General features: G+C 62.7%; 25 protein-coding genes and 2 pseudogenes. 12 read left to right on the forward strand and 15 right to left on the reverse strand.

The window, feature by feature from the left end:
* The first annotated feature begins 103 nt into the window (after positions 1–103).
* Both G9X67_RS10055 and G9X67_RS10060 read left to right on the forward strand, forming a co-directional pair.
* On the forward strand, positions 104–1,417 hold the full coding sequence (locus G9X67_RS10055; protein ID WP_138329064.1) for an extensin family protein: 1,314 nt from the start codon (positions 104–106) through the stop codon (positions 1,415–1,417).
* A gap of 135 nt (positions 1,418–1,552) precedes the next feature.
* The gene (locus G9X67_RS10060) at positions 1,553–1,900 is read left to right on the forward strand and encodes a hypothetical protein (RefSeq protein ID WP_012757920.1); all 348 of its coding nucleotides are present in this window, start codon (positions 1,553–1,555) and stop codon (positions 1,898–1,900) included.
* 17 nt (positions 1,901–1,917) lie between these two features.
* Here the strand turns inward: G9X67_RS10060 and G9X67_RS10065 are convergent, their stop codons facing one another.
* Complete coding sequence (locus tag G9X67_RS10065; RefSeq protein ID WP_138329065.1) at positions 1,918–2,715, reverse strand: methyltransferase domain-containing protein; 798 nt, start codon at positions 2,713–2,715, stop codon at positions 1,918–1,920.
* Positions 2,716–2,996: 281 nt separating this feature from the next.
* Here G9X67_RS10065 and G9X67_RS10070 point away from each other — a divergent pair, with 281 nt between their 5' ends.
* Positions 2,997–3,392, forward strand: coding sequence for an Ohr family peroxiredoxin (locus tag G9X67_RS10070; protein WP_138329066.1), 396 nt, complete (start codon positions 2,997–2,999; stop codon positions 3,390–3,392).
* A gap of 118 nt (positions 3,393–3,510) precedes the next feature.
* Entirely contained in the window at positions 3,511–4,557 is a 1,047-nt protein-coding gene (locus G9X67_RS10075; RefSeq protein WP_138329067.1) for a DUF3095 family protein, read from the forward strand.
* Between the two features lie 42 nt (positions 4,558–4,599).
* Here the strand turns inward: G9X67_RS10075 and G9X67_RS10080 are convergent, their stop codons facing one another.
* Positions 4,600–5,016, reverse strand: a complete 417-nt coding sequence (locus tag G9X67_RS10080; RefSeq protein ID WP_138329068.1) for an NUDIX domain-containing protein — start codon at positions 5,014–5,016, stop codon at positions 4,600–4,602.
* A gap of 231 nt (positions 5,017–5,247) precedes the next feature.
* Here G9X67_RS10080 and G9X67_RS10085 point away from each other — a divergent pair, with 231 nt between their 5' ends.
* Positions 5,248–6,549, forward strand: coding sequence for an epoxide hydrolase (locus G9X67_RS10085; RefSeq protein WP_138329069.1), 1,302 nt, complete (start codon positions 5,248–5,250; stop codon positions 6,547–6,549).
* Positions 6,550–6,583: 34 nt separating this feature from the next.
* Here the strand turns inward: G9X67_RS10085 and G9X67_RS10090 are convergent, their stop codons facing one another.
* Positions 6,584–7,090, reverse strand: a complete 507-nt coding sequence (locus tag G9X67_RS10090) for a MarR family transcriptional regulator (protein ID WP_138329070.1) — start codon at positions 7,088–7,090, stop codon at positions 6,584–6,586.
* Positions 7,091–7,239: 149 nt separating this feature from the next.
* On the reverse strand, positions 7,240–8,010 hold the full coding sequence (locus G9X67_RS10095) for a siderophore-interacting protein (RefSeq protein ID WP_171598620.1): 771 nt from the start codon (positions 8,008–8,010) through the stop codon (positions 7,240–7,242).
* Between the two features lie 282 nt (positions 8,011–8,292).
* Between G9X67_RS10095 and G9X67_RS10100 the strand changes: the two genes are divergently transcribed.
* Both G9X67_RS10100 and G9X67_RS10105 read left to right on the forward strand, forming a co-directional pair.
* Complete coding sequence (locus G9X67_RS10100; RefSeq protein WP_138329072.1) at positions 8,293–8,904, forward strand: class I SAM-dependent methyltransferase; 612 nt, start codon at positions 8,293–8,295, stop codon at positions 8,902–8,904.
* A 120-nt stretch (positions 8,905–9,024) separates the two neighbouring features.
* A pseudogene (locus G9X67_RS10105) lies at positions 9,025–9,420 on the forward strand (hypothetical protein).
* Positions 9,421–9,425: 5 nt separating this feature from the next.
* Here the strand turns inward: G9X67_RS10105 and G9X67_RS10110 are convergent.
* Positions 9,426–10,118, reverse strand: coding sequence for a GntR family transcriptional regulator (locus tag G9X67_RS10110; protein ID WP_138329073.1), 693 nt, complete (start codon positions 10,116–10,118; stop codon positions 9,426–9,428).
* A gap of 366 nt (positions 10,119–10,484) precedes the next feature.
* Here G9X67_RS10110 and G9X67_RS10115 point away from each other — a divergent pair, with 366 nt between their 5' ends.
* Both G9X67_RS10115 and G9X67_RS10120 read left to right on the forward strand, forming a co-directional pair.
* Positions 10,485–11,267 carry an alpha/beta hydrolase gene (locus G9X67_RS10115; RefSeq protein ID WP_138329074.1) on the forward strand — a complete coding sequence of 261 codons (783 nt, stop codon included), beginning with the start codon at positions 10,485–10,487 and terminating at the stop codon, positions 11,265–11,267.
* A 184-nt stretch (positions 11,268–11,451) separates the two neighbouring features.
* Positions 11,452–11,844 (forward strand): VOC family protein, encoded by a 393-nt coding sequence (locus tag G9X67_RS10120; RefSeq protein ID WP_171598621.1) that lies wholly within the window; start codon positions 11,452–11,454, stop codon positions 11,842–11,844.
* A gap of 91 nt (positions 11,845–11,935) precedes the next feature.
* Here the strand turns inward: G9X67_RS10120 and G9X67_RS10125 are convergent, their stop codons facing one another.
* The 3 genes and pseudogenes from G9X67_RS10125 to G9X67_RS10135 form a co-directional block, all read right to left on the reverse strand.
* Positions 11,936–13,282 (reverse strand): epoxide hydrolase family protein, encoded by a 1,347-nt coding sequence (locus G9X67_RS10125; RefSeq protein WP_138329076.1) that lies wholly within the window; start codon positions 13,280–13,282, stop codon positions 11,936–11,938.
* Positions 13,279–13,488, reverse strand: a pseudogene (locus G9X67_RS10130) (isochorismatase family protein); the annotation flags it as partial. The pseudogene G9X67_RS10130 and the gene G9X67_RS10125, both read right to left, overlap by 4 nt.
* Before the next feature lie 9 nt (positions 13,489–13,497).
* Complete coding sequence (locus tag G9X67_RS10135; protein ID WP_138329078.1) at positions 13,498–14,169, reverse strand: TetR/AcrR family transcriptional regulator; 672 nt, start codon at positions 14,167–14,169, stop codon at positions 13,498–13,500.
* Positions 14,170–14,262: 93 nt separating this feature from the next.
* Here G9X67_RS10135 and G9X67_RS10140 point away from each other — a divergent pair, with 93 nt between their 5' ends.
* The 3 genes from G9X67_RS10140 (at position 14,263) to G9X67_RS10150 (ending at position 16,628) form a co-directional block, all read left to right on the forward strand.
* On the forward strand, positions 14,263–14,862 hold the full coding sequence (locus G9X67_RS10140) for an NAD(P)H-dependent oxidoreductase (RefSeq protein WP_138329079.1): 600 nt from the start codon (positions 14,263–14,265) through the stop codon (positions 14,860–14,862).
* Between the two features lie 81 nt (positions 14,863–14,943).
* The gene (locus G9X67_RS10145; protein WP_138329080.1) at positions 14,944–15,903 is read left to right on the forward strand and encodes an acetylxylan esterase; all 960 of its coding nucleotides are present in this window, start codon (positions 14,944–14,946) and stop codon (positions 15,901–15,903) included.
* Entirely contained in the window at positions 15,900–16,628 is a 729-nt protein-coding gene (locus tag G9X67_RS10150; protein ID WP_138329081.1) for an alpha/beta hydrolase-fold protein, read from the forward strand. Before G9X67_RS10145 ends, G9X67_RS10150 begins: the two co-directional genes overlap by 4 nt.
* A 16-nt stretch (positions 16,629–16,644) precedes the next feature.
* Here the strand turns inward: G9X67_RS10150 and G9X67_RS10155 are convergent, their stop codons facing one another.
* The 7 genes from G9X67_RS10155 to G9X67_RS10185 are packed head-to-tail and all read right to left on the reverse strand — an operon-like array spanning position 16,645 to position 22,735.
* Positions 16,645–17,637 carry a dihydroxyacetone kinase subunit DhaK gene (locus G9X67_RS10155; protein ID WP_138329082.1) on the reverse strand — a complete coding sequence of 331 codons (993 nt, stop codon included), beginning with the start codon at positions 17,635–17,637 and terminating at the stop codon, positions 16,645–16,647.
* Between the two features lie 51 nt (positions 17,638–17,688).
* Positions 17,689–18,102 carry a hypothetical protein gene (locus G9X67_RS10160; protein WP_138329083.1) on the reverse strand — a complete coding sequence of 138 codons (414 nt, stop codon included), beginning with the start codon at positions 18,100–18,102 and terminating at the stop codon, positions 17,689–17,691.
* 1 nt (position 18,103) lies between these two features.
* On the reverse strand, positions 18,104–19,705 hold the full coding sequence (locus G9X67_RS10165) for a putative PEP-binding protein (RefSeq protein ID WP_138329084.1): 1,602 nt from the start codon (positions 19,703–19,705) through the stop codon (positions 18,104–18,106).
* Entirely contained in the window at positions 19,689–20,033 is a 345-nt protein-coding gene (locus tag G9X67_RS10170; RefSeq protein ID WP_097619127.1) for an HPr family phosphocarrier protein, read from the reverse strand. Before G9X67_RS10170 ends, G9X67_RS10165 begins: the two co-directional genes overlap by 17 nt.
* The gene (gene dhaM, locus G9X67_RS10175; RefSeq protein ID WP_138329085.1) at positions 20,033–20,431 is read right to left on the reverse strand and encodes a dihydroxyacetone kinase phosphoryl donor subunit DhaM; all 399 of its coding nucleotides are present in this window, start codon (positions 20,429–20,431) and stop codon (positions 20,033–20,035) included. The genes G9X67_RS10170 and dhaM overlap by 1 nt, the downstream gene beginning before the upstream one ends.
* Positions 20,428–21,048 carry a dihydroxyacetone kinase subunit DhaL gene (dhaL, locus tag G9X67_RS10180; protein WP_138329086.1) on the reverse strand — a complete coding sequence of 207 codons (621 nt, stop codon included), beginning with the start codon at positions 21,046–21,048 and terminating at the stop codon, positions 20,428–20,430. Before dhaL ends, dhaM begins: the two co-directional genes overlap by 4 nt.
* Before the next feature lie 46 nt (positions 21,049–21,094).
* Positions 21,095–22,735: a dihydroxyacetone kinase subunit DhaK gene (locus tag G9X67_RS10185; RefSeq protein ID WP_138329087.1), complete on the reverse strand. Its 1,641-nt coding sequence runs from the start codon at positions 22,733–22,735 to the stop codon at positions 21,095–21,097.
* Positions 22,736–22,787 lie beyond the last annotated feature (52 nt).

Genomic DNA, 22,787 nt, shown 5'->3' on the forward strand with positions numbered 1-22,787 from the left:
CGCGTTCAGATTGTGCCGGTAAGTTTTCATTCACCGTTTTTAATTAAAATTGGAGTGAGTTTTTTCGGTCACTGCCCAGCCAGCCTGCGGAAGCGATAAGAGTATGGCGTTTGTTTCCTTTCCTCGGCGATCCCTTTTGCCCTTGCTGCTTTCGGCGGCGCTGACGACCTGTTCGATCAGCGACGGGCTGGTGCCGCCGGCCAATGTCGACAACGGCACCAGGGTCAGTTCGATCTCGCCGTCGCGGGGGGCAGCGCGCATGGCGCCTGCCGTGCGCATGGCGCCGGTGGAGAGCCAGGCATCCTATCCGGTTTCCAGCGCGCCCGTCGGCAATAGCCAGGGCTCCGTCGATTATCTCGATACGCCAAACCTTGCCGGCACCGGCCACGCGACGCGAGCCGCACCGCCGCAAACCGCACCGGGACGTAAGCTGCCGATGATCGACAGCGACGAGGCGCTGGCGCAGCAGAACCAGAACTGGGGCGGCACGCAAGATCTTGCGATCCCGTCCGGCGGCGTCAACATGGATGACGATCTCGGGGCGGAGCCGGTCGTCGGGCTGGCGCAGGAACAACATCAGCAGATCGCCGAGGGCAACGCCACCGAGCCGGTTGTCGACGGCATCGGCACCGATAATCCAACGCAGCTCAACCAGCCCATGCGCCAGCCCCCGCAGCAGCCAATGCCACAGCCGGCTGCCGAGGCACAGATGAGCCGGGCGCCCGCCTGGAACGACGGCAGCCCTGTGGTGGCGCCGACCCGTGTTCCCGAAGAGGACGAGAGCGAAGAGGTCGCGATGCTGCGGCCGAACAATCCGATGATGAGCCAACCGGCGGCGCCCGTCGATCCCAGCGTCATGCCGTCCTCCGAGCTTGCCTGCCGGCGCGAGCTGAAGCGCATGGGCGTACTCTTCGACAACAAGCCGCCGATCTCGAACGGGCCGGCCTGCCAGGTACCCTATCCGGTGTCGCTGAAGGGGCTTTCCGGTAATATCGGCGTCCGCCCCGCCGTGACGTTGAACTGCCAGGTGACGCTCGCCTTCGCCAAATGGGTGAAGAACGAACTGGCGCCGTCCGCCCGCTACCGCTACTGGTCCGGCATCAAGACGATCCAGCCGCTCGGCGGCTATTCCTGCCGACGCATGAACAATAGCCGGCAGAAATACAATCCGATGTCGGAACACGCCCGCGGCAACGCCATCGACGTCGGCAAGTTCGTGCTGAAGAACGGCCACGAAATCGACGTGCGCAAGAAGGGCCTGTTCTCGCTGCGCGAAGGGCGGCTTTTGAAGGCGGTGCGCAGCGACAGCTGCCGCTATTTCAACACCGTGCTCGGCCCCGGCAGCAACCCGGAGCACTGGAACCACTTCCACTTCGATCTTCGTTCCCGCAAGAGCGGCAAGGCCTATTGCGACTGATGCATATCGCCTAAACCATGCGGCGCGGGTGCAGCTGATGTCGCAGCATCGGGCTTGGCCGCCAAAAAACGGTTCATCCCTGCCGCAGGGCGCGCTATAGATCGGCGAGCCGATTGCGTTTCGAAAGTTTGATCCATGAGCTATGATTTCCATGTCGGCCAGAAGGTCGTCTGCATCAACGACACCTTCAAGCATGTCAGCATCGACCAGCTGATCCGCAAGGGCGAGATCTATACGATCCGCTGGGTGGGTGAATATACCCATTATATCGACGGCACGTTCATCGGGGTGAAGCTCGCGGAAATCAATCGCGGCAATGACGACGGGCCGGAAGGTTATGGGGCGGCCGACATGCCCTATCGCGCGACGCGCTTCCGGCCCCTGGTGAAGGACAAGATCTCGTCACTGCGCAAGCTGTTGGCGCCGACGCCCGATGCACCGGTCGAACCGAAGGAAAAAATCAGGAAGAAAGAGAAGGTCTGAACGCCCCACGGCACCGATCAGGCCGTCTTTCTGCTCAGGAACAGCGCAGTCTCTTTGCGGACCTCAAGCACGCCGCTGCGTTGGCTGAACGCTTCGGCAATGGCTTGACGGAACCGGATGAGTTGAGTTTCGCCGGCGCGATCGCCGGGCGGATAGGAGGTGAGCGCCAGGAATACATCCTCGGGCTCGGTGATACGCAGGCCTGCCGGATGCTGCGACATGCTGACGTTTCCAAACTGCGACCGCATCGATCGTTCGGCGGCGTCATATCCGAAGGCTTCGGCAGCCGGATCGGATGGGGCGCTGCCGAATACGGCCGTTAGTTCATAGATCTCCCGCATATTGTCGGCGCCGTTGGTTGTAACCGCGAGAACGCCGCCCGGCTTCAACACTCTCGACATGTCCGCGATGCCGGCGGCCGGGTCGGGTAGGTGATAGAGCATGTGCATCGCGATCACGGCATCGAAGGTGTCATCTTCGAAGGGGAGCGCGACGGCATCAGCTTGACAGCCCCGAACGGAGCCGAATGGCAGTGCGCTGCAACGCGCCATCGCCTCGTCGACCATGCCGGGTGAAAGGTCGGCGAGCGTCAGGTGGAGGTCCGCCGGCAGCAAACCTGCCGTTGCCGCCCAGAACCAGGCTGGCCCGCAGCCGACGTCGAGGACGCGATCGCCCGGTTTCAGGGGCAATTGCGCCGCAATCCACGGAAACCAGGCTGTCTCGGCGATGGTGTATTGGCTATGCAGTCGAGCCCGTGCGGCAAGCTTCCGGCTGTCGCCATACTGCTCGGCATTGTCTGCTGTTATGGAGGACATGGCATCTCTCTGGGTTTCTTCACAGGATGCGCCCCGCCTCTGGTTCGTCGGCAGAGCCTATAGATGGCCCCATTCCCGGACAAGACGTGACCTTGCGCAACGGGCCAGCTTGTTCGCATAGCTGCCGCTGAGGGTTGCCCGGATATGGCGCGTTTCCACCTTTGGAAATAAATCGCATCCGATTAAATCGGAATGTTGTTGACATCGGTTTTGGCCAAGCGTATTAGAGCGCATCCGATTTAATCGGATGCGTATTAAACTTAAACCGAAAGGATATCACCATGACCGAGAAGCTTCTATTTACCGGCAAAACCCACATCTCCGGCGGCCGCGACGGCTCCGCGCGCAGCAGCGACGGGACGATCGACATCAAGCTGCCGCAGCCGCATCCGGCCGCCGAAAACCTGTTCGGCATCGCCTGGTCGGCCTGCTACATCGGTGCCATCGAACTTGCCGCTGCCCAGAGAAAGATCAAGCTGCCGGCCGGTCCCGAGGTCGACGCGGAGATTACTCTCAACGCCGACAACGGCTCCTTCTTCCTGAGGGCGCGCCTCAATGTCAGCCTGTCCGGCATCGATCGCGACATCGCGCAGGAGCTGATCGAGGCAGCCCATGGCATCTGCCCTTATTCCAAGGCGACACACGGCAATATCGACGTCGAGACCAAGCTTGTCTGAGCGGGCGAGGGCAGACCTCCTCGCCGGAGGATTTGATGCGGAGGGCCTGCCGGTCGGCCGGCAGACCTCTTTCTGAAGTAGCAGGCACGGGAAACCTTGCCGATCTGGAGAGCAAGCGATGATCAATAGCCACGGCCAGTCGCACCAGGCCTATGACGAGTTTTCACTTGTGCTCGACCCTGATGTCTATGAGCCGTTGCCCGATGACTGGCTGATCGGCATCACTGATGTCGTCAATTCGACCACGGCGATCCGGTCGGGGCGCTACGAAGACGTCAACTATGCGGGCGCATCGATCATCGCCGCCCTCGGCAATGCCTGGGGTTCGTTCGATTTTCCCTTCGTGTTTCGCGGAGACGGGGCAGCATTCGCCTTGCCGCCACAGGGCATGATGGTGGCGACATCGGCATTGCGGCAGGTCGCGGACTTTGCAAGAGCCGATCTCGATCTAACCCTTCGTATCGGGCTGCTCACCGTACGCGAAATCCGCACCAGTGGGCGCGACGTCAGAATTGCCCGTTATGCCGCCTCCGAGAACGCGAACTATGCGATGTTTGCAGGGGGCGGGCTCAAATGGGCGGAGCAGCAGATCAAGAACGGCCGGTACCTGGTCAAGCCGGGCCGCTACGCGACGAAGCCCGACCTGACCGGTCTCAGCTGTGACTGGACCCCGTTCCCAAGCCAGCGAGGCGAGATCCTGTCGCTGCTGGTCGAGCCAAATGACCATACCCGTCCCGAGGTCTTTGCGGCGCTGGCGAAACGCGTGCTTGCGATTTTCGATGCCGCACCGCGCCAATCTCATCCGCTTCCCGGCGATGTTCCCATGTCAGGAGACAGCGGGAAGCAGGTCGATGCGAAAGGCTGGTCGGAGGTCGCCGCCAATTCGGATTTCCGCAAGTTCGACGACGGTTTGCGTCTGACGCTGGACTGCACACCGGAACAGATCGACAGGGTCGAAGCGATCCTCGTTCCGGCGAGGGCGCGCGGCAAGATCAAGTTCGGACTGCATCGGCAATCCCATGCGCTGATGACCTGTCTCGTGCCATCAGACAGGCCGGATTCGCACCTGCATTTCCTCGATGGAATGGGCGGCGGCTATGCCAGGGCCGCCGAGAAGATGGAGGAAGGCGCGCTTGACGATGTCGTCCGGCATCACGGTCCGTAGGCTCAGGACCCAGCCGGCGCGGGATCATGGCTGCCAAGAGATCTAAGCGGGCTTCCCCGTTTCCCGGCTGGCCAGGTTTGCGAGCATTTTGCCGAGTTGAGGTGGCGCCAGCTCGACATCGCATTCTATCGTGGCGACACTAAACCATCTAAGCTCGGTGTGTTCGTCATCGACCAGCCGCGGATAGCCGTGCCACTGATCGATGCGATAGACATGAAAGGTGACGGATGCCTCAGGCGGGTCTTCCGATATGAACTTTCCCGCAAACTGCCAGCGCTGCGGCGTCACGCCTATTTCTTCCATCAATTCCCGGCGCATTGCCGTCTCGGCGTCTTCGCCGTCTTCGACATGGCCGCCCGGGAGGCTCCAGCGATCCGGGTGCACCTTGCGCTCGGAACTGCGCCTGGCCAGAAGAACGGTTCCGTTCTGGCTCAAGACGCCCATCGCGATGTCGGGCATGCATTCTCCTTTCCTCATCGATCTCGCGCCGATGCTGCCCGCAGCCACGGTTCTTTGCAATGACCAGTCGTCTATCGAGACAGTCGAGGCATAGCCTGACAGGGTAAGTTGACCCCTGTATTGCCCGGGCGCATAGTCCCCAGACAGACGCGAATGACCTGCTGTTGCGAACGAGGTCGGTCAGTCGATCTTCGTCCGTTTCCGAACAGATCAAACGGAGAGGAGAGCGTCATGCCACCCACATCCCTATCAACGCCCACGCGGCGCGAGCTGCTTGCCGCCGCGGCCGCTGCCGGGGCCATCGGCATGCTTGCCGGGACGCGCAGCGCTGAGGCGAACGGCGACGGGCTTAGCCCGTTCAGCGTCAATTTCCCCGAGGATCAACTTGACGATCTGCGCCGGCGCGTCGCGGCCACCCGTTGGCCGGATAAGGAGACCGTCGCCGATGATACGCAGGGCGTGCAGCTCTCGACAATCCAGAAACTCGCGAAACATTGGGCGACGGATTACGATTGGCGCAAGATGGAGGCGCGGCTCAACGCTTTGCCGCAATTCATCACCGAAATCGACGGGCTGGATATCCACTTCATTCACGTCCGCTCCAAGCATAAAAATGCGCTGCCGCTGATCGTCACACATGGATGGCCCGGCTCGATCATCGAGCAACTGAAGATCATCGAACCGCTCACCGATCCGACAGCGCATGGCGGGAGCGAAGAGGACGCATTTGACGTGGTGATCCCGTCTTTGCCGGGCTACGGCTTTTCGGGGAAACCGACGGGGTCGGGGAACTGGAACCCGCCGCGCATCGCGCATGCCTGGGCGACGCTGATGCAACGTCTCGGCTACACGGAGTTCGTGGCGCAGGGTGGCGACTGGGGCAATGCGGTCACCGAATTGATGGCGGTGCAGGAGCCGGCGGGATTGCTCGGCATTCACACGAACATGGCGGCCACGGTTCCTGCTGACATCGCCAAGACCCTTGCCGCCGGTGGCATGCCGCCAGCCGACCTGTCGCCGGACGAAAGGCGCGCCTTCGATCAGCTCGACGATTTTTACAAGAATGGGCTGGGCTATGCCATCGAGATGAACAACCGGCCGCAGACGCTCTACGGGATCGTCGACTCGCCGGTTGGGCTTGCGTCGTGGATGCTCGATCACGACATCCGCAGTTACCGGATGATCGCCCGCGTTTTCGACGGAGAGCCCGAGGGGCTGACCAAGGACGATATCCTCGACAACGTCACGCTCTACTGGCTGACGAACACAGCAATCTCCTCGGCACGCCTCTATTGGGACAACGCGCACCATCCGTCGGGCGGGTTCTTCGATCCCAGGGGCATCAAGATCCCGGTGGCGGTCAGTGCTTTTCCCGACGAGATCTACCAGGCGCCGCAGAGCTGGGCGGAGAAGGCCTATCCGAAGCTCATCCATTACAACCGGTTGCCGAAGGGCGGTCACTTCGCCGCCTGGGAACAGCCGATGGCTTTCACTGCCGAGCTCAGGACTGCGTTCCGGCCGCTGCGGCAGTAGACCTATAGGCGGGATCAGGCGACTGATGCCGTGATCACGATTTCCCCGGTTCGCCCTGCGTTGACCGCAGGAGGTTGTCGCGCAGCGTCGTCACCGATTTCTGCACGACGGGAAAGTCGTCGCCAAGGCCGGTGGCCCCAAGCAGCGCGTTGCCGGGATCGGTTTCAACGAGTTGGCGCCCTGCCGGCGTCAGGCTGAGCCGCACCTGCCGTTCGTCGGCGGGATCGCGGTGACGGGTGATATAGCCATTCGACTCCAGCTTCTTGAGGATGGGCGTCAGCGTGTTGGATTCGAGGAACATCTTTTCCCCCAACGCTCCAACGGTCTGGTCGTCCTCTTCGGAGAGGGCCACCATGGCGATATATTGGGTATAGGTCAGGCCAAGTTCGTCCAGGATCGGCTTGTAGGCGCGGCCGAAGGCGAGATTTGCAGAATAGACCGCGAAGCACAGAAAGTTGGAAAGTTTCCGGCCGTCCTTGCCCGCCGACGGGGAGGCGGGCGCAGGCGTGCCAGGCTGTCTTGCGGTTTTAGATACGGGCATGGTTTCATCCTATCCAGGCTCTGAATGTTAGGAGTTACGATATACATCGTATCCGATTAAATCGCAACTGAATTGGTGACTCTTTTCGACCAGCTTGTCCGGCCGTCGCCCCCAGCTTCAGGAGCGGCGGCCCGTCGACGCCTTGCCGCCTAGCCGAACTTCTCCGTCGTATCGGCCTTGCCGAATACCCAGTAGCCGGATGCCTTGATCCAGCCGAGGGGGCAACCTCGTTCCAGCAGGTAGGCGCGGATATCGCGTGTCACCGAGGCTTCCGCCGCGACCCAGATGAAGGTTTCCGGCTGGATATCGACCGTGCTTAAGAGTTTCAGCAGCGGTGCGGCATCGGTTGACTGAGAAAGAGGCCGGTGCGCCCAGTGGAGGTGCAGTTCGGCTGATGTCTCGAAGCTCTGCTCTTCCAATGGGCCGGTGACGGCTGCGATTGTGGTGATGACGGTTCCGGCGCCGCTCTCCTCGATCCGGCGGCCGATCGCCGGCAGTGCGGTTTCGTCGCCGATCAGCAGCCACCGTTTGACCGTCGCGGAAACGACGGCGGAGCCCCTTGGTCCGCCGATCTCGAGCCTGTCGCCGGGGCGCGAATTGATCGCCCATTGGGTCACCGGGCCCGCCTCGTGCAGGGCGAAGTCGATGGTCAATTTCCGCTCGGCATTGTCATAGCGGCGCGGCGTGTAGTCACGACGCTCTTCTCCACCATCGGCAGTGGGAGTGAAGATCTTGATGTGATCATCAGCACCGAGACTGATGAAATCGGCGAGATCGTCACCTGCCAATATGACCCGGCGCATGCTCGGAGTGATATCGACGACGCTTTCGACTGTCAGTAAGCGCCGCCGCGTGTCGTGGCGAATCCGCTCAATGCCAGGGGCCGATGAAGCTTGATCTTTGAATTGATTGTTATCCATGTGTCCTTCCGGGGCTTCTGAAGCTCGATCCGCAGGACACAGTCGCGCAGATCGAAACCGCAAAGCCGTTCGATCATACGCGTTGAGTGACGTTAACGCTTACGTGGCCGGGTGACCCGACCATTGACGGCATGATGTAGCCGACGGCGGCGGCATCTGCAACGGCAAGGTGGCCAACAAGGGCGATGATTGCCAAAGTTTAACTTTCTGGTGCCGTTCCGGTCGGGCAAAGATTGGCCAATCAGCGGCAGGAATTTCGTGCAGGCGGCGATGGAGAAGACAATGGACAGCAGAATCCAGGACGTGCTCGACATTTATCACGCGATGATCGAGACGGAGCATAACAGCCCGCGCGAGCTGCCGCCCGGCGGGCGCGACGGCGGACAGGATCAGCGGCTGCGCGCGGTCGGACCTGCGACTGGACAGTTCATCAATGTCCTCGCCAAGAGCCTCAAGAGCCCGACCATTCTCGAACTTGGCACGTCCTTCGGTTATTCCGGGATATGGCTGGCGGAAGCCGCGCGCGCTTCCGGCGGGCGGCTGATCACCATGGAAATGCACGGTTACAAATCGGCTTACGCACGCGACATGGCCGGCAAGGCGGGGCTCGGGGAGTATGTGGAATTCAAGGTTGGGGATGCGGTCCAGATGATCGGCGCGCTTTGCTCCGGCATCGATTTGGTGCTGGTGGATCTCTGGAAGGATCTCTACGTTCCCTGCCTCGATGTTTTCTATCCCAAGCTCAATCCGGGCGCGATCATCGTTGCCGATAACATGCTGCGCCCGGGAGGCGATGATCTCAAACGCTACGGGCAAGCCGTTCGTGCCAAGCCAGGGATATCAAGCGTGCTGCTGCCGGTCGGCAGCGGGCTTGAGGTCAGTCGGTTCGATTGAGGCTGAGGCGAGATTAGCGGCTATTTTGTTTTTAGTTGCAGCAAAAAAGATGACACGTTTGAAGCTAATTTCCGACACTTTCCCGATCAAAGCTCCGCCATCGCGAGCTTTGGAGATGTGATGTCGGGCATTCTTATCGCCACGCTGTTGGCAACGGTTTCAGCAAAGATTCCCGCCGGATTTTCCAGTGGTGACCTCCTCTATTCTGAATGCGGCGGCTCACGGTAGTTTGTCGTCGGATATGTCGCGGGTTGGTTGGACAAGTGGAACCGGGACGAGTATTTGGCCCGCCGTATTTTCACCGAAGTCGTTCCTGCGCCGAAAGCAATGGTGAACTCGGCGTATTTTGCCAACTCCGTTGGGGTAAACGTCTGTGTGCCGGTTGGAACGACCGCGGAAGCAATCGGCAATACGCTGTGTACATTCCTAGAAGAGAATCCCGGCATTCGCGAGGCCACTGGCGACGAGCTGATGACGACGTTGATCGCCTATAAATACCGCTGCCCCGTGCCGTAGGAACGTCAAACTCCCCCCGGCTTGTTGGTTTCGATGAAACGGCTGAGTGAGGTGGCGGCGTTCAGCATGTGGGCGCGCATGCGCCGCGATGCCATCTCACCGTCGCCTTCGGCGATCGCTTGCATGATTGCCTCGTGCTCGTCCCGGGATCGGCGGAGCCGTTCGCCCTGGCGCAGCTGCGTGCGCCGGAAGGCGTTCAGGCGGTTGCGCACGGCGATTGCCTGTTCGGCAAGAAAGCTATTGTGGGTGGCGTGATAGATGGCTTCATGGAATTGGCGGTTGAAGCTGTCATAGGCGTCGAAATTTCCGGCTTCGACAATCGACTGGGAGAGGTCGTGCAGTTCGATCAGATGGCTGCGCTCCAGCGGTGTCATGCGGTAGGTGGCGAGCCTGACGCATACGGCCTCGATTTCGGCCACCGTTTCGAACATTTCCATGATGCGCTCGGGCGTCATACGGGCGACGACGCCGCCGCGCCGGGCGCGAAGCTCGACGAGGCCACCCGCCGCCAGCTGACGCAGCGCTTCGCGAACCGGCGTCCGGGAGGCGCCAAAACGATCGGCAAGCTGCTGTTCGTCCAACGCTGCGCCCGCCGCCAGCGTGCCGGTGGCGATCTCGTCCGTCAGGGCGTTGCGAATGCGGTCGGAGAGCAACCCGCGATCATCACCGTCATCCTCGGTTTCGAAACCACTCGCCATTCCGTTATCTCCGATCTGTTTCAACACCGACAGCTCGATCGATTGTGTATGCAAATGCGATTTAAGTGCCCACGTAGCGTATACACTTACGACATCACGAAGGTGTTACGTATTCAATAATTGACTTTATGTCGGATGGGAATACATAAATCTCCAGCGAGCAGGCTTTTGCATACACGAAGCCGCTTCAGATACCGAATTTGAATACGACCGGAGCCGCAACACGACGAAGGCCAGCGCCTTGCGCCGGGCAAACTAACCGTTCCGATAAGGCATCACAGACCAATTTTGACTTGGCTTCGGTTCTTCGGTCCCGAGCCGCATGCTTTCGATCCTTCAATTCCTGGACGCACAAGGAACCAGATCATGATGATGAACAGACGGACTTTCTCGGCTGCCCTTGTTGTCGGCGCCGCCGCTTCTCTGCTTGCCACCCGCGGCATGGCCGCGACATCCGCTCCAGTTAAGGCGCGCAACGTCGTGCTGGCGCACGGGCTGTTTGCCGACGGCTCGTGCTGGACCGAGGTGATCGCGCGCCTGCAGGCGGCCGGGCTCAATGCCACGGCGGTGCAGAACCCGCTGACGACGCTGCCGGAGGCCGTCGCTGCCGTGAAGCGGGTGCTCGACCGGCAGGATGGCCCGACGGTTCTGGTCGGGCATTCGTTTTCCGGCATGATGGTCACCGAGGCCGGCGTGCACCCTGATGTTTCGGCGCTTGTTTATGTCGCGGCGCGGGCGCCGGATGCGGGCGAGGATTATACCGCTCTCGCCAAGACCTACCCGACGCCGCCGGCTTCGGCCGGCATCGTCTTCGACGGCGACGAGGGTCGGCTGAGCGAGGAAGCCTTCCTGCGTGATTTCGCCGGCGACCTGCCGGAGGCGAAAGCGAAAGTTCTCTATGCTGTGCAGCAGCCATTCCAAAAGGCGCTGCTGACCGGCAAGACGACACAGGCCGCCTGGCGTTCAAAGCCGAGCTGGTATGCCGTCTCGACCGAGGACCGGACGATAAATCCCGATCTCGAACGCTTCATGGCCAAACGCATGGGCGCGAAGACCATTGAAATCCAGGCCAGCCATCTGTCGTTGATCTCCCACCCGGACGAGATCACAAAGCTGATCCTCGAGGCGGCGGGACAGAATACGGACTGATGCCGAGGCCGGGAAGCGGCAGGGCCGTTCGCCGGCTGGTCACCGGCTTGCTTTGGTGATGGGCCATGATGCCGCGACGGTCGCGTCAAGTTTGGCTGAGGTTCGGAACAAGAGGCGGCCGAGGGTGTTAACCGAACTAAGCCTCCATCGAAGTTGCAGTTCACCTCGCTTGCGAGAGACCGCTATGGCCATCCACTTCAATCATACCATCCTCTTGGCTCGCGACAGCAAGACCTCGGCAGATTTTCTGGCCGATATGTTGGGGCTGCCGGCGCCGCGGCGCTGGGGGCCGTTCTACATGGTCACGACCGACAACGACGCCAATCTCGATTATATGGATACGGAAGGCGAGATCGTCCGCCAACACTACGCCTTCCTGGTCGGAGACAGTGAATTCGACGAGATATTCAATCGAATTCGCGAGCGGAACCTGCGCTACTGGGCTGACCCCGGCCAGCGGAAGCCGAGCGAGACCAATGACCACGACAACGGGCGCGGGGTCTATTTCGAAGATCCGAACGGCCACCTGGTTGAAATCATCACGCGCGCCTATGGCAGCGGCGGCTGGAATCCGTGAGCTTGGGGCCAAGGGAGGCGATCCCCGTGCCGATCATGGATAATCATACCAGGCGGCAGCATCCCTGAGCGGCGAGGGGCCGCCGCTCCTCTCATGTCGGTCGGCGCAGCGGCCTGAACGCTGCTCGAAGCTCGGCGGAGAAGAGCTCCGGCTGCTCCCAGGCGGCGAAGTGGCCGCCCTTGTCGACCTTGTGGAAATAGCTAAGGTTGCGATAGGCGCGACGGGCCCATGTCTCCGGGGCCTGATAGCTCTCCCCAGGAAAGACGGTGATGGCGACCGGAAGCGCGATCTTGGAGGTCTTCTCCCCGGCCGCAAGGACGGGACTGCGCCCGCCGCCGTATTCCCAGTAGATCCGGGCCGAGGAAGCGGCGCTGTTGGTCAACCAGTAAAGCGTGATGTCGTCGAGCACCTCGTCGGGAGACTTTTCGGGATCGCTGCTGTCGTAGGTCCAGTGCGTGAAGCCTGGATGACCGAGCATCCATGCCGCAAGGCCGGCCGGGGAATCCGATATGGCGTAGCCGATCGTCTGCGGCCTCGTGCTCATCATCGTGGCATAGGACCTGTTCCCCATCTTGGCTGCGGCGCTGAGGGCATCGAACGCCGCGCGTTCTTCGGTGGAGAGTCGCTGCGGCGCCGGCCCGCCCGCGGCGAGCACTGCGGCAACTTCGGGCGGCACGACAGCCGGCAGGTTGATGTGGATGCCGAGCAGACCTTGTGGCGCGAGCCGTGCCATCGCGCCGGAGACCGGCGAGCCCCAGTCGCCGCCCTGGGCGACGTAGCTGCTGTAAGCGAGGCGCTTCATCAATTCCGCCCAGGCCTGCGCGATGCGGTCCGGCCCCCAGCCGGTGCCGGTCGGCTTGCCGGAGAAGCCGTAGCCCGGCATCGAAGGAATGACCACGTCGAACGCATCTTCGGCGCGTCCGCCATGAGCGGTCGGATCGGTGAGCGGGCCGATGATCTTGAGGTTCTCGAATACCGATCCCGGCCAGCCATGGGTGATGATGACGGGCAGAGCATTCGGATGTTTCGAGCGGACGTGAATGAAGTGGATGTCTAGGCCGTCGATCTCGGTGATGAATTGCGGCAGCGCGTTCAGCTTCGCTTCCGCCTTTCGCCAGTCGTAGCTGGTGCCCCAATAATCGACGAGCGGCTTGATCTTTTCGAGCTGTATGCCCTGCGACTGGTCGTCGACCGTCTCGCGTTCGGGCCAGCGTGTTGCCAGCACGCGCCGGCGAAGGTCGAGGAGGTCCGCCTCGGGAGTGTCGACGCGAAACGGGCGGATCGCATCTCCGGTGGCAGCCGATGCTGGATAGGACGGAAACAGGCTGGTCGCGCCCACCGCGGCGATCCCGATCGCCGCGGTGGTCAGGAACCTGCGCCGGTCGCGGTTCAGGGATTCCGGGCCGGCACTTGTGAGCATTTTGAAGAGCATGGTCATGGCATTGTCTCCTTTGAAGCCGACGCCTTGGGCAAGACTTCGATGAGTTCGGCCGTCGTCAGAATAGCATGGGCGTAGGTCGGGCCGTTCAGCTTGTGCGCAGCATCTATCATTTGGTGCGAGAAGGCGGCCGTCGCGTCGCTCACCAGGGTCCCGAAATAACCGAGTTCCATGGCGAAGCGGGCGGTGGATTCGATACAGGTATTCCCGCCGGATCATCTCGATGCGAGGCCGGCCGTATCGCGCAGGTGATCGGGATGCGTGCCGCCGCCCATACTTCTCGCCACCATCGCGACGATGGTTTCGAAGAGTTCGTTCTTTGCCTCGACAGCGGTGATGTCGCCCGACGCGGCGGCATAGGAGAGCGCTTCGGCGGCGCCGAGCATGGCCCAGAGGCCGGCTGCGGCGATCGTGCCGGCACCGGTAAAGGGCGAAAGCGCGATGCGGCATTTCTCGATGAAGGCCGCTTCGTATTCGCGCTTGATCCTTTCGAGTTCCGGCGAGCCGGCAAGTGCTGCGATCACACCGGGGATTTCGCGGCCCTGAAGAAGCACGCAGTCGACATAGGAGGTGGCGATGACTTTGGCCCGGTCGGCGAGCGACGGCTGGCTTGCCGCAAGGGCTGCATCCATCACAGCCGTCTGGCGGGCGTCGAATTCGCGGTAGAGCGCTGCGAGCAGGCCGGGGCGGGTTTCGAAATGATCATAGACCACGGGTTTCGTTACGCCCGCCCGCTCGGAAAGCCGGCCGAGGGTCAGCGCTTCCGTTCCCTCGTCACGGGCGATCTGCCAAGCGACGTCGAGAAGCTGGCGATGCCGGTCCTGCCGCGACAGGCGGCGGCGCGGTTGCGGATCGGTCGGCTGACCTGTTGTTTCGGCGCTTGACATCACTATATACCAAAAGTAACTTACTGAAAGTAGCTTACCAAAGGTATACAGCCCGCGTCTTCCGTCCGCAATCATTCAACAGGAGTTTTCTGCATGCACGCGCTCATCGTCGTCGCGCATCCCGATCCCCGGTCCCTCACCCACGGCGTTGCCGCCCACCTTGCCGAGGGTGTCGCGCTTGCCGATGCCGGCCATTCCCTGGAGATCGCCGATCTCGCGGCCGAGGGCTTCGATCCCCGGTTCAGCGCTGCCGATCTCGGCCTGCATCTGAGGGACGAGGCGGTGCCGGCCGATGTCGCCGCCGAGCAGGCGAGGATCGACCGCGCCGATGCGCTGGTGCTCGTCTATCCTGTCTACTGGTGGTCGATGCCGGGGCTGCTCAAGGGATGGATCGACCGGGTGTTCACCAATGGTTGGGCTTATGACGATCGCTCGGGTACCGGGGTGGCGAAGCTGCTCGGCCGTCTGCCGGTGCATCTGGTCGGGCTTGGCGGCGCCGATGCCGGGACCTATGCGCGGCACGGCTATTTCGGCGCCATGAAGACGCAGATCGATCACGGCATCTTCAACTATTGCGGCGCCCCCGTAGTGACATCCGAGCTGCTGCTCGAAGCCGGGCCGGACGATGTGGCCGCTCATCTCAAGGCGGCGCGCGCCATCGGCTGCGGGCTTTTTGACGGTTCGCGGCAATAGAGGGCTATCCGGCCGCGCCGTTTTGCGGGTCGGCGCGGGCAGAGTCTTGCGCCACCGGCCTTTTCACGAGAAAAGCCTTGGATGAGCATTCCCAAGACACATCCCTTCGATTTCGACCCCACCTACGGCATGCATCTCGCGGAGCTTCTCGCGGTCGAGCCGCCCGAGGCGGCTGCGGGTTTCGACGATTTCTGGAGGGCGCGTTATCTCAAGGCGCTGGCGGTCGATCCGCAGCCGGTGCTGCGCCGGAGCAAGATCACCCACCCCGACTGGCACGTGCTCGACCTCGTCTATCTCTCGACTGGCTCGTTCCGGATCGGCGGCTGGCTCATCCTGCCGCGCAAGGGGGAGGTGCGGCGCGGCCTCGTCGTCGGGCATGGTTATGGCGGGCGGGATCGGCCTGAATTCGATCTGCCGGTCAAGGAAACGGCAGTGCTTTTTCCCTGCTGCCGCGGGCTGTCGCTCAGCGCTCGTCCGCCGATCTCGCAGAATCCCTCCTGGCATGTGCTCCACGATATCGACAAGCCGAAATCCTATATCATCGGCGGCTGCGTCGAGGATATCTGGCTCGCGGTTTCGACGCTTGTTGCGCTCTATCCCTGGCTTTCGGAGCATATCGGTTATAGCGGCATCAGCTTCGGCGGCGGTGTCGGGGCGATGGCGATCGCTTACGACCAGCGCATCGATCGCGGTCATCTGGCGCTGCCGAGCTTCGGGGATCAGCCGCTGCGGCTGACCTTGCCGACAGTCGGCAGCGCGCAATCGGTGCAGGAGTATCATAAGAAACACGCAGATGTGCTCGAGACGCTTCGGCTCTACGATGCGGCAACAGCCGCTTCGCGGATCAAGGTGCCGATGCTGGTTGCTGTTGCGCTGTTCGATCCTTCGGTGGCGCCGCCCTGCCAGTTTGCTGTCGCGAATGCGATACCAAAATTTAATGAAATCTTCATCCTGGATGCAGGGCACTTCGACTATCCTGGCAGCGCTGAGCAAGAGGCGGTTCTCCGCGACAAGGTGGGACAGTTTTTCAGGGTGCCATGAACCGCGAATATCTGCGCTGGTACAGTCAGCGGCTGCATCGAGACATGGAGATGCTGGTGTTCGGCCATGCCGGCGCCAAGGTGCTGGTTTTCCCGACGCGGGAAGGGCGCTTCTTCGAATATGAGCAGCTCGGCCTGGTCGGAAGCCTTGCCGACAAACTGCAGGCCGGGCAACTTCAACTCTATTGCATCGAGGGTCTGGCCGCCGAGAGCCTCTATGGCTTCCACCGCCATCCGGCCGAACGCATCCGTCGGCATGCGGCTCTCGAAGAGTATATCCTCAACGAGGTGCTGCCGCTGATGGCAGCGAAGAACTCACACGACTGCACCATCGTGCACGGATGCAGCCTCGGCGCCTTCCAGGCGGCGAGCCTCGTCTTTCGTCATCCGCATCTCTTCCGCAAGCTCGTCGCCTTTTCCGGCCGATACGACCTGACGATGAAGGTGGAATCCTTCGGCGACCTGTTCGACGGCTATTACGACGACAGCATCTACTTCCACACGCCGGCGCATTTCCTGCCCGGACTTGGCGACGACTGGCGGCTCGACAGGTTACGTCAGCTCGACATCGTTCTCACCATCGGCGATGCCGATCCTTTCCTCGACAACAACCGCTATCTCAGCCGGCTGCTGGGCGAGAAGAATGTCGGCCATCAGCTACATGTCTGGGACGGACGCGCCCACCGCGCCGGCGCCTGGAGGAAGATGGCGCCGCTTTACATCTGACACCTCGGGATGCCCCTCACGGCCAACGCAAAGCCGCCGTCGCCACCGGCTCGTCCCAGAGCACGATCTCCTCGTCGGTCAGCAAGGCAAGGGTGACCGACAGTCCCTGCATGTCGAGCGAGGTGACGTAGGTTCCGACCAGTGAGCGCTCGATCGGGATGCCTCTTTCCTCGATGAAGCGGCGGGCGCCGTTATAGGCGAGGTAGAGTTCGGCGGGCGGCGTGCCGCCGAGGCCGTTGACGAAGAGCAAGGCCTTGGCGCCCGGCGCTGCCGCGATGTCGCCGGCGACGGTCTCGCAGAGATGGCCGATGATGGCGTCGGAGGTGGCGAAGGGCTGTCTGGCATGGCCGGGTTCGCCATGGATGCCGACGCCTATTTCCATTTCGTCGGGTCCGAGCGCAAACGTCGCGCGCTCGGTCTGCGGCACCGTCACGCCGTTCAGCGCCACACCCATCGAGCGGATGCGTGTGTTCAGTCTTTCGCCGAGCTGCTTCAACTCGGCCAGCGACATGCCGCGTTCGGCAGCAGCACCCAGGAGCTTTTCGACGATCAGCGTTCCGGCGACGCCGCGCCGGCCGGGGCCTTCGCCTATTCTCGACGTCTCGATATCGTCGCTGACGACGACCATCTCGAGGCTGTGGCGGTCGCCGGCCATCTCGATCGCCATTTCGAAATTCATCAGGTCACCGTCGTAATTCTTGACCACGAGCAGGCAGCCGGCGCCGGTATCGGCCTCTTCGATGGCGGCTATGATCTGGCTCGGCGTCGGCGAGGTGAAGATATGGCCGACGCAGGCGGCATCCAGCATGCCGTGGCCAACGAAGCCGATATGCATCGGCTCATGACCGGCTCCGCCGCCTGATACAAGCGCCACCTTGCCAGGCGTGACATGGCGGCGGCGGATGCATTTGCGCTCGGGCCCGAACACCACGAAGGCCTCATGGGCGCGCACGAAGCCTTCGACGCTTTCGGCGACCATGGTTTCCGCAGTGTTCATGAACTTCTTCATCAAGCCCCTCCCAAGGCCAAGGGCACTATGTTACGTCAACCTGCTCACTACTCACGGCTCACTCGCCCCTGAAATCGCGACGATCTTCTGCACCAGATCGGAGATCGCCTCTTCCAATAGGCGGTTTTTCCTGTCGTCACCGAAGTCCGGCACCATCAGCGACAGGTGCCGCAATTTCTCGGAATGGCCGAGATCCGGCAGCTTGCCGGGATGGGCGGCCTGATAGGCTTCGAGAAAGCGCTCCTGTTCAGCGGCGCTGAAATGGCAGACGCGGACGATCGTCGCGAGATGGCGCGCCGGCAGCGGCGTCGCATAGGTCGGGCTGGTGATCTGGGTGACGAAGCTGCGATGTTTTCCAAGCGCCGTCGCCAGGCGCTGGCGCGTGCCCGATGGCCTGTTGTCGATGATCTGCGCCAGAATGGACTTGTAGGCGATAATGGCGTCTTCGGTGTCTTCGCGCGCCATTCTACTCTCCGGCTGCCCTTGTGCCATCGGCGTTGAGGCCGATGATCGCCGATCTTATCGCGGGACGCCGGGCCGGCGCCACGGAAAAATGCCGGAGGCCGGCGGCGAGCAGCCCGGGCAGGTAGCTGGGATTGCCGGCCATGTCGCCGCAGATGCTGACCGGCTTGCCGGAGGTCAGCTTCACCGCCTGGGCAATCAGCCGGAGTACGGCGGGCGCCGCCTTGCCGGCATCGGCGTCGATGTCGTCGCGGGCGGAGGCGGCGAGATATTGCGCGAGATCGTTGGTTCCGAACGAGAAGAACGCCGCCGACCCGAACTTGTCGAGCATCAATGCGGCTGCCGGCACCTCCACCATCATGCCGATCGGCGGCATACGATGGAGCAGCGAACGGCGGCCGAGCTTTTCGGCTTCCTCGCGGAATATTTCGCGCATCCTGTCGATCTCGTCGGGAAAGGTCACCATCGGTAGCATCACCGACAGCCTGCCGAAGACGGCAGCGCGCAACAGGGCGCGCGCCTGCACGCTGGCGATTTCGGGCCGGGCAAGCAGCAGCCGGATGCCGCGCAGGCCAGAAGTGGAGAGAGCCGGCAGGTCTTCAAGGCCGGCGAGAGGCTTGTCGCCGCCGATATCGAGCATGCGGATCGTCACTGGCCTGTCGCCCGCCTGCTCCAGCACGCGGCGATAGATCGCCAGCTGGCGCTCCTCGTTGGCGGCATCGGCGATCGAGGTGAATGAAAATTCCGAGCGCATCAGGCCGACGCCTGCCGTTGCCGGATCGAGCGCGTCGATATCGGCGGGATCGTTGATGTTGATGGAGAGCAGGATCGGCACGCCGTCCGCCGTGCGTAGCTCGCCGCTTTCGGTATGCATGTCGCGGGCAGGTGTTTGTGCCGGTGCCGGGATCAGCATGCCGCCGGCCTTCAGGACGACCGCACCGGTGTCGCCATCCACGCGAACGGGATCTCCATCTGCTGCCGAAAAGCGACCGGTGCCGACCACCATCGGTACCGATTTCGCCCGGGCGAGCAGGGCGACATGGCCGGCGGTGCTGCCTGCGAACAGCGCGATGCCGCCGCCTTTCGACCAGTCGTGGGCGAGAAATCGGCTCGGCTCCATATCCTTGCCAATGAAGACCGAACCGGGCGGGAAATCGGCGATCGGGGTGCCGGCGAGCGCCCCGAGCACGCGGTTCTTGATGTCGAGAATATCGACGGCGCGGGCCCGCATCTGCTCCTCGTCGGCCGCTTCGAGTTCGCCGATATAGGCGTCCAGGGTAGCGACCCAGGCGAAGACGACGTTCTCATCGGCCTGCATGCGTGCGCCCGTCGCCTCAGCGATCGTCGGATCACGCAACACCTCGATCTGGAAATCGATGATATCGCGGCTTTCGGCGTCGGCGCCCTCGGCAAGGTGCTCGAGTTCACTGATCGAGATGTCGATCGCCTTTTCCAGTGCGCCGAATCCGCCGGCGATTCGAGGCGCGGGTGCGACGTCCGGCCGCTCGGCAGCGGAGGGAGCCTTCAGCTTCTCCGCGAGAAAGGCCGGGCCGGATGCGATGCCCGGGGATGCGCTCTTTGCTTTCAGCTTAAGCGGTTCGGCCATGTTTCTTTTCCTCATCGAAGTTGCGCTCGATGAGTTCCTTCAGCGCGCGGATCGCCTCTTCGGCGAGAATGCCGTCGGCGCGGATCCGGAGGATCGATCCTTTGCGGATTCTCGCGCCCATGATCTTGATGATGCTCTTGCCGTTCAGCCAGATATCGCTGCCGTTGACGGCGACCTCGATCGAACAGGGAAAGGACTTGGCAAGCCGCGTGAAGGTGACGGAGGGGCGGGCATGCAGCCCGACGCCGTGCTTGACTTCCACCTCCGTCTGGCAATTCACGTGCAATGGATCGGGCTCCTGTTTTTCAATACGCAATCCGCTCGTCATCAGGGGGACAGTTCCTCGGCTGTGGCGACGACCTTGGCCAATGATGCGCCCCCCGACGCTTCAGCGGCAGCGATGACGGCACCTTCGACCAGCGGCGCGTTGCAGATGGAGACGAGGCCCGAGCGGGGAAGCCCCAGCATTTCGATCGCCATCTCGCTATTGGTTTCGGCGCCGCCGAGATCGACGAAGACGGCGACGCCGGCATCGGACCAGGCGGCCTCGATCGCTTTCAGGATGCCGCCGGCATCGGTGCCGAGTTCGCCATGGACGTTGCCGCCCGACCAGGCGAGCGGCACGCAGTCGCCCACCATCTGTCGCACCATATCGGCGATTCCCCTTGCCACCAGCGGCGAGTGAGAGACGATCACGATACCCACATTTGCGGTCTTTCCATTCATTGCGGACGATGCTCCCCGAGATAGCGGCAGATCGCCGTGGTCAGCAGCGCGCAACTCGACGCGCCGGGATCGACATGGCCGATTGAACGATCGCCGAGATAGGCGGCGCGTCCGCGCATCGCTTTCATGTCAGCGGTGCGGTTGGCGGAACGCTCGGCCCTGCGGGCGATTGCGCCGAGCGGCGAGCGGCTGGCGAGTGCCGCATGCACGGGATAGAGCACGTCGAGCAGGGTCTTGTCGCCGGCATGCGCCCGACCGCGTCTTGCGACGGCATCGATCGCCTGTTTCAGCACCTGTGGAAAATCGGCCCTTTCGTTACTTTTGCGAAGCTCGCGGCCGATCTCCATCAGCAGCGTGCCGTAGAGCGGGCCGGCCGCACCCCCGACATTCATCACCAGCGTCAGGCCGATCTTTTCCACGGCGTCGGGGAAGGGCAGGCTGGACAGGCTCTCGCCCTCGGCGCTCACCGCCTCGCAGCCGCGCCGCATGTTGGTTCCGTGATCGCCATCGCCGATGGCGCGATCGAGCGCGCAGAGATGATCTGTGTTTGCCGCGATCGTCGCGCGGCACACCTCGATCAATCCTGCCACAAGCACCGGTTCCGCCTGCACTGCCATCCTCCCTGTCGCCGCGCCTCCCGCGGGCTTTTGAATTTCACGCCGGTCAGGCGAGGCTTGCCGCCACGCCGAACGCGCCAGCAACCGCCACGGCGCCGGGATCGGCAACGCCCGCCAGATCCCTTTCGCCTACATAGGAGGCACGTCCGGCTCTCGCCTTCAACATCGTCTTCGTCGACTCCGCACCCGCTGCCGCAGCCCTTGCCGCAGCGGCGATATCGCCGGATGCGAGCGCCTGCAGGGCAGGCGAGAGCGCATCGACCATCGTCCGGTCGCCGACTGCGGCTCCGCCATAGAACGTCATCCTGTCGAGCCCGGCAAGAAGGGCTGCTGATATATCGGCCTTGTCAGCCATCGCCTTTGCTGCGGCGGTGAAGAAGATCGACAGCAGTACGCCGCTCGATCCGCCCATGCTGGTGCCGAGGATGTCGCCGAGCGAGGCAAGCGTTGCCGCCGGCCGGTCGAGCGGCAGCGTGTCGAGACGGGCCAGCACGCTGCGGGCGCCCGTCGCCACCGTCGAGCCGGTATCGCCGTCGCCGACGCGGCCGTCCAGGCGGTTGAGCTCGCTTTCCTGCGAGATCAGATGTTCGCAGAGCGCCGTGATCAGGCGACGGTTGCGGCTGTTCTCCCCGGCCACGGCCGTACCGTTCAATCCGGCTGATGTTTTCGGCGCGGCGATGATCTGGATCTCGTGGCGTTCGACGGCCGGCATCCAGGCATGCGGTTCGACCGCGGCCGTCAGCGCCGCCTCGCGCGCGGCACCCAGCCGGATCAGCGACAGCGAGAAGCCGTTCATATTGAGCGCGGTCATCATCGGCCCCGGGCCAATGATGAGGTGGACGCGGCGGCCAAGCGGCGAGGACAGCACGGCATTGGCGATAACGGTCATTTCGAGAGGCGGCACGGCGCCGAGATTGTTGATGAGGAGGCAGTGGCTTGCCCCTTCGCGAAGCGCAGGCGATAGGCGCGCCACCATAGTGGCAACAATATCGGCGACCGGCTGCAGCGTGATGCGCTCGACGCCGGGCTCGCCATGGATGCCGAGGCCGAGTTCGCCTTCGTTCTCGCCGAGACGGTCCTCATGGGCTTGGCCGGGCACGCTGCAAGTGGAAAGCGACATGCCGAGCGAGACGATTTCGCCGGCCGCAGCCGCGGCATGGGCTGCGACCGTCTTCAGGTCCTCGCCCCTTTCGGCGTGATAGCCCGATATCTTGTGGACGAACAGCGTGCCGGCGACGCCGCGCGGCTGGTTGATGCCGGGAATGGCGATGTCGTCGGCGACGATGACCATCTCGACGTCGAAGCCCTCGGCGCGCGCCTTTTCGGCGGCAAGGCCGAAATTCAGCCGGTCGCCGGTATAGTTCTTGACGATCAACAGGGCGCCCTTCGGGCCGGCAACGGCGCGGATCGCCGTCAGGACAGCATCGACGCTCGGCGAGGCGAAAATCTCGCCGGATACGGCAGCCGTCAGCATGCCCTTACCGACGAAGCCGGCATGGGAGGGCTCATGACCGGCGCCGCCGCCTGAGATGATCGCCACCTTCGACTTGTCCCAGTCCGCGCGCAGGATCACCTTGATGTCGGGAAAGCTGTCGAGGCGGGCAAGACGACCCTTGCTGCTCGTCAGAAGCAGACCGTCCAAGGCTTCGGTGACGATGTTTTCCCTGCGGTTGAAGAAGTGTTTCATCGATTGAGACCCGTCTGTTTGTTTTTCATGCCATCATCATGTCTGTTTGCCG

Source organism: Rhizobium sp. WYCCWR 11152, assembly GCF_013087615.1.
Lineage (GTDB): Bacteria > Pseudomonadota > Alphaproteobacteria > Rhizobiales > Rhizobiaceae > Rhizobium > Rhizobium indicum.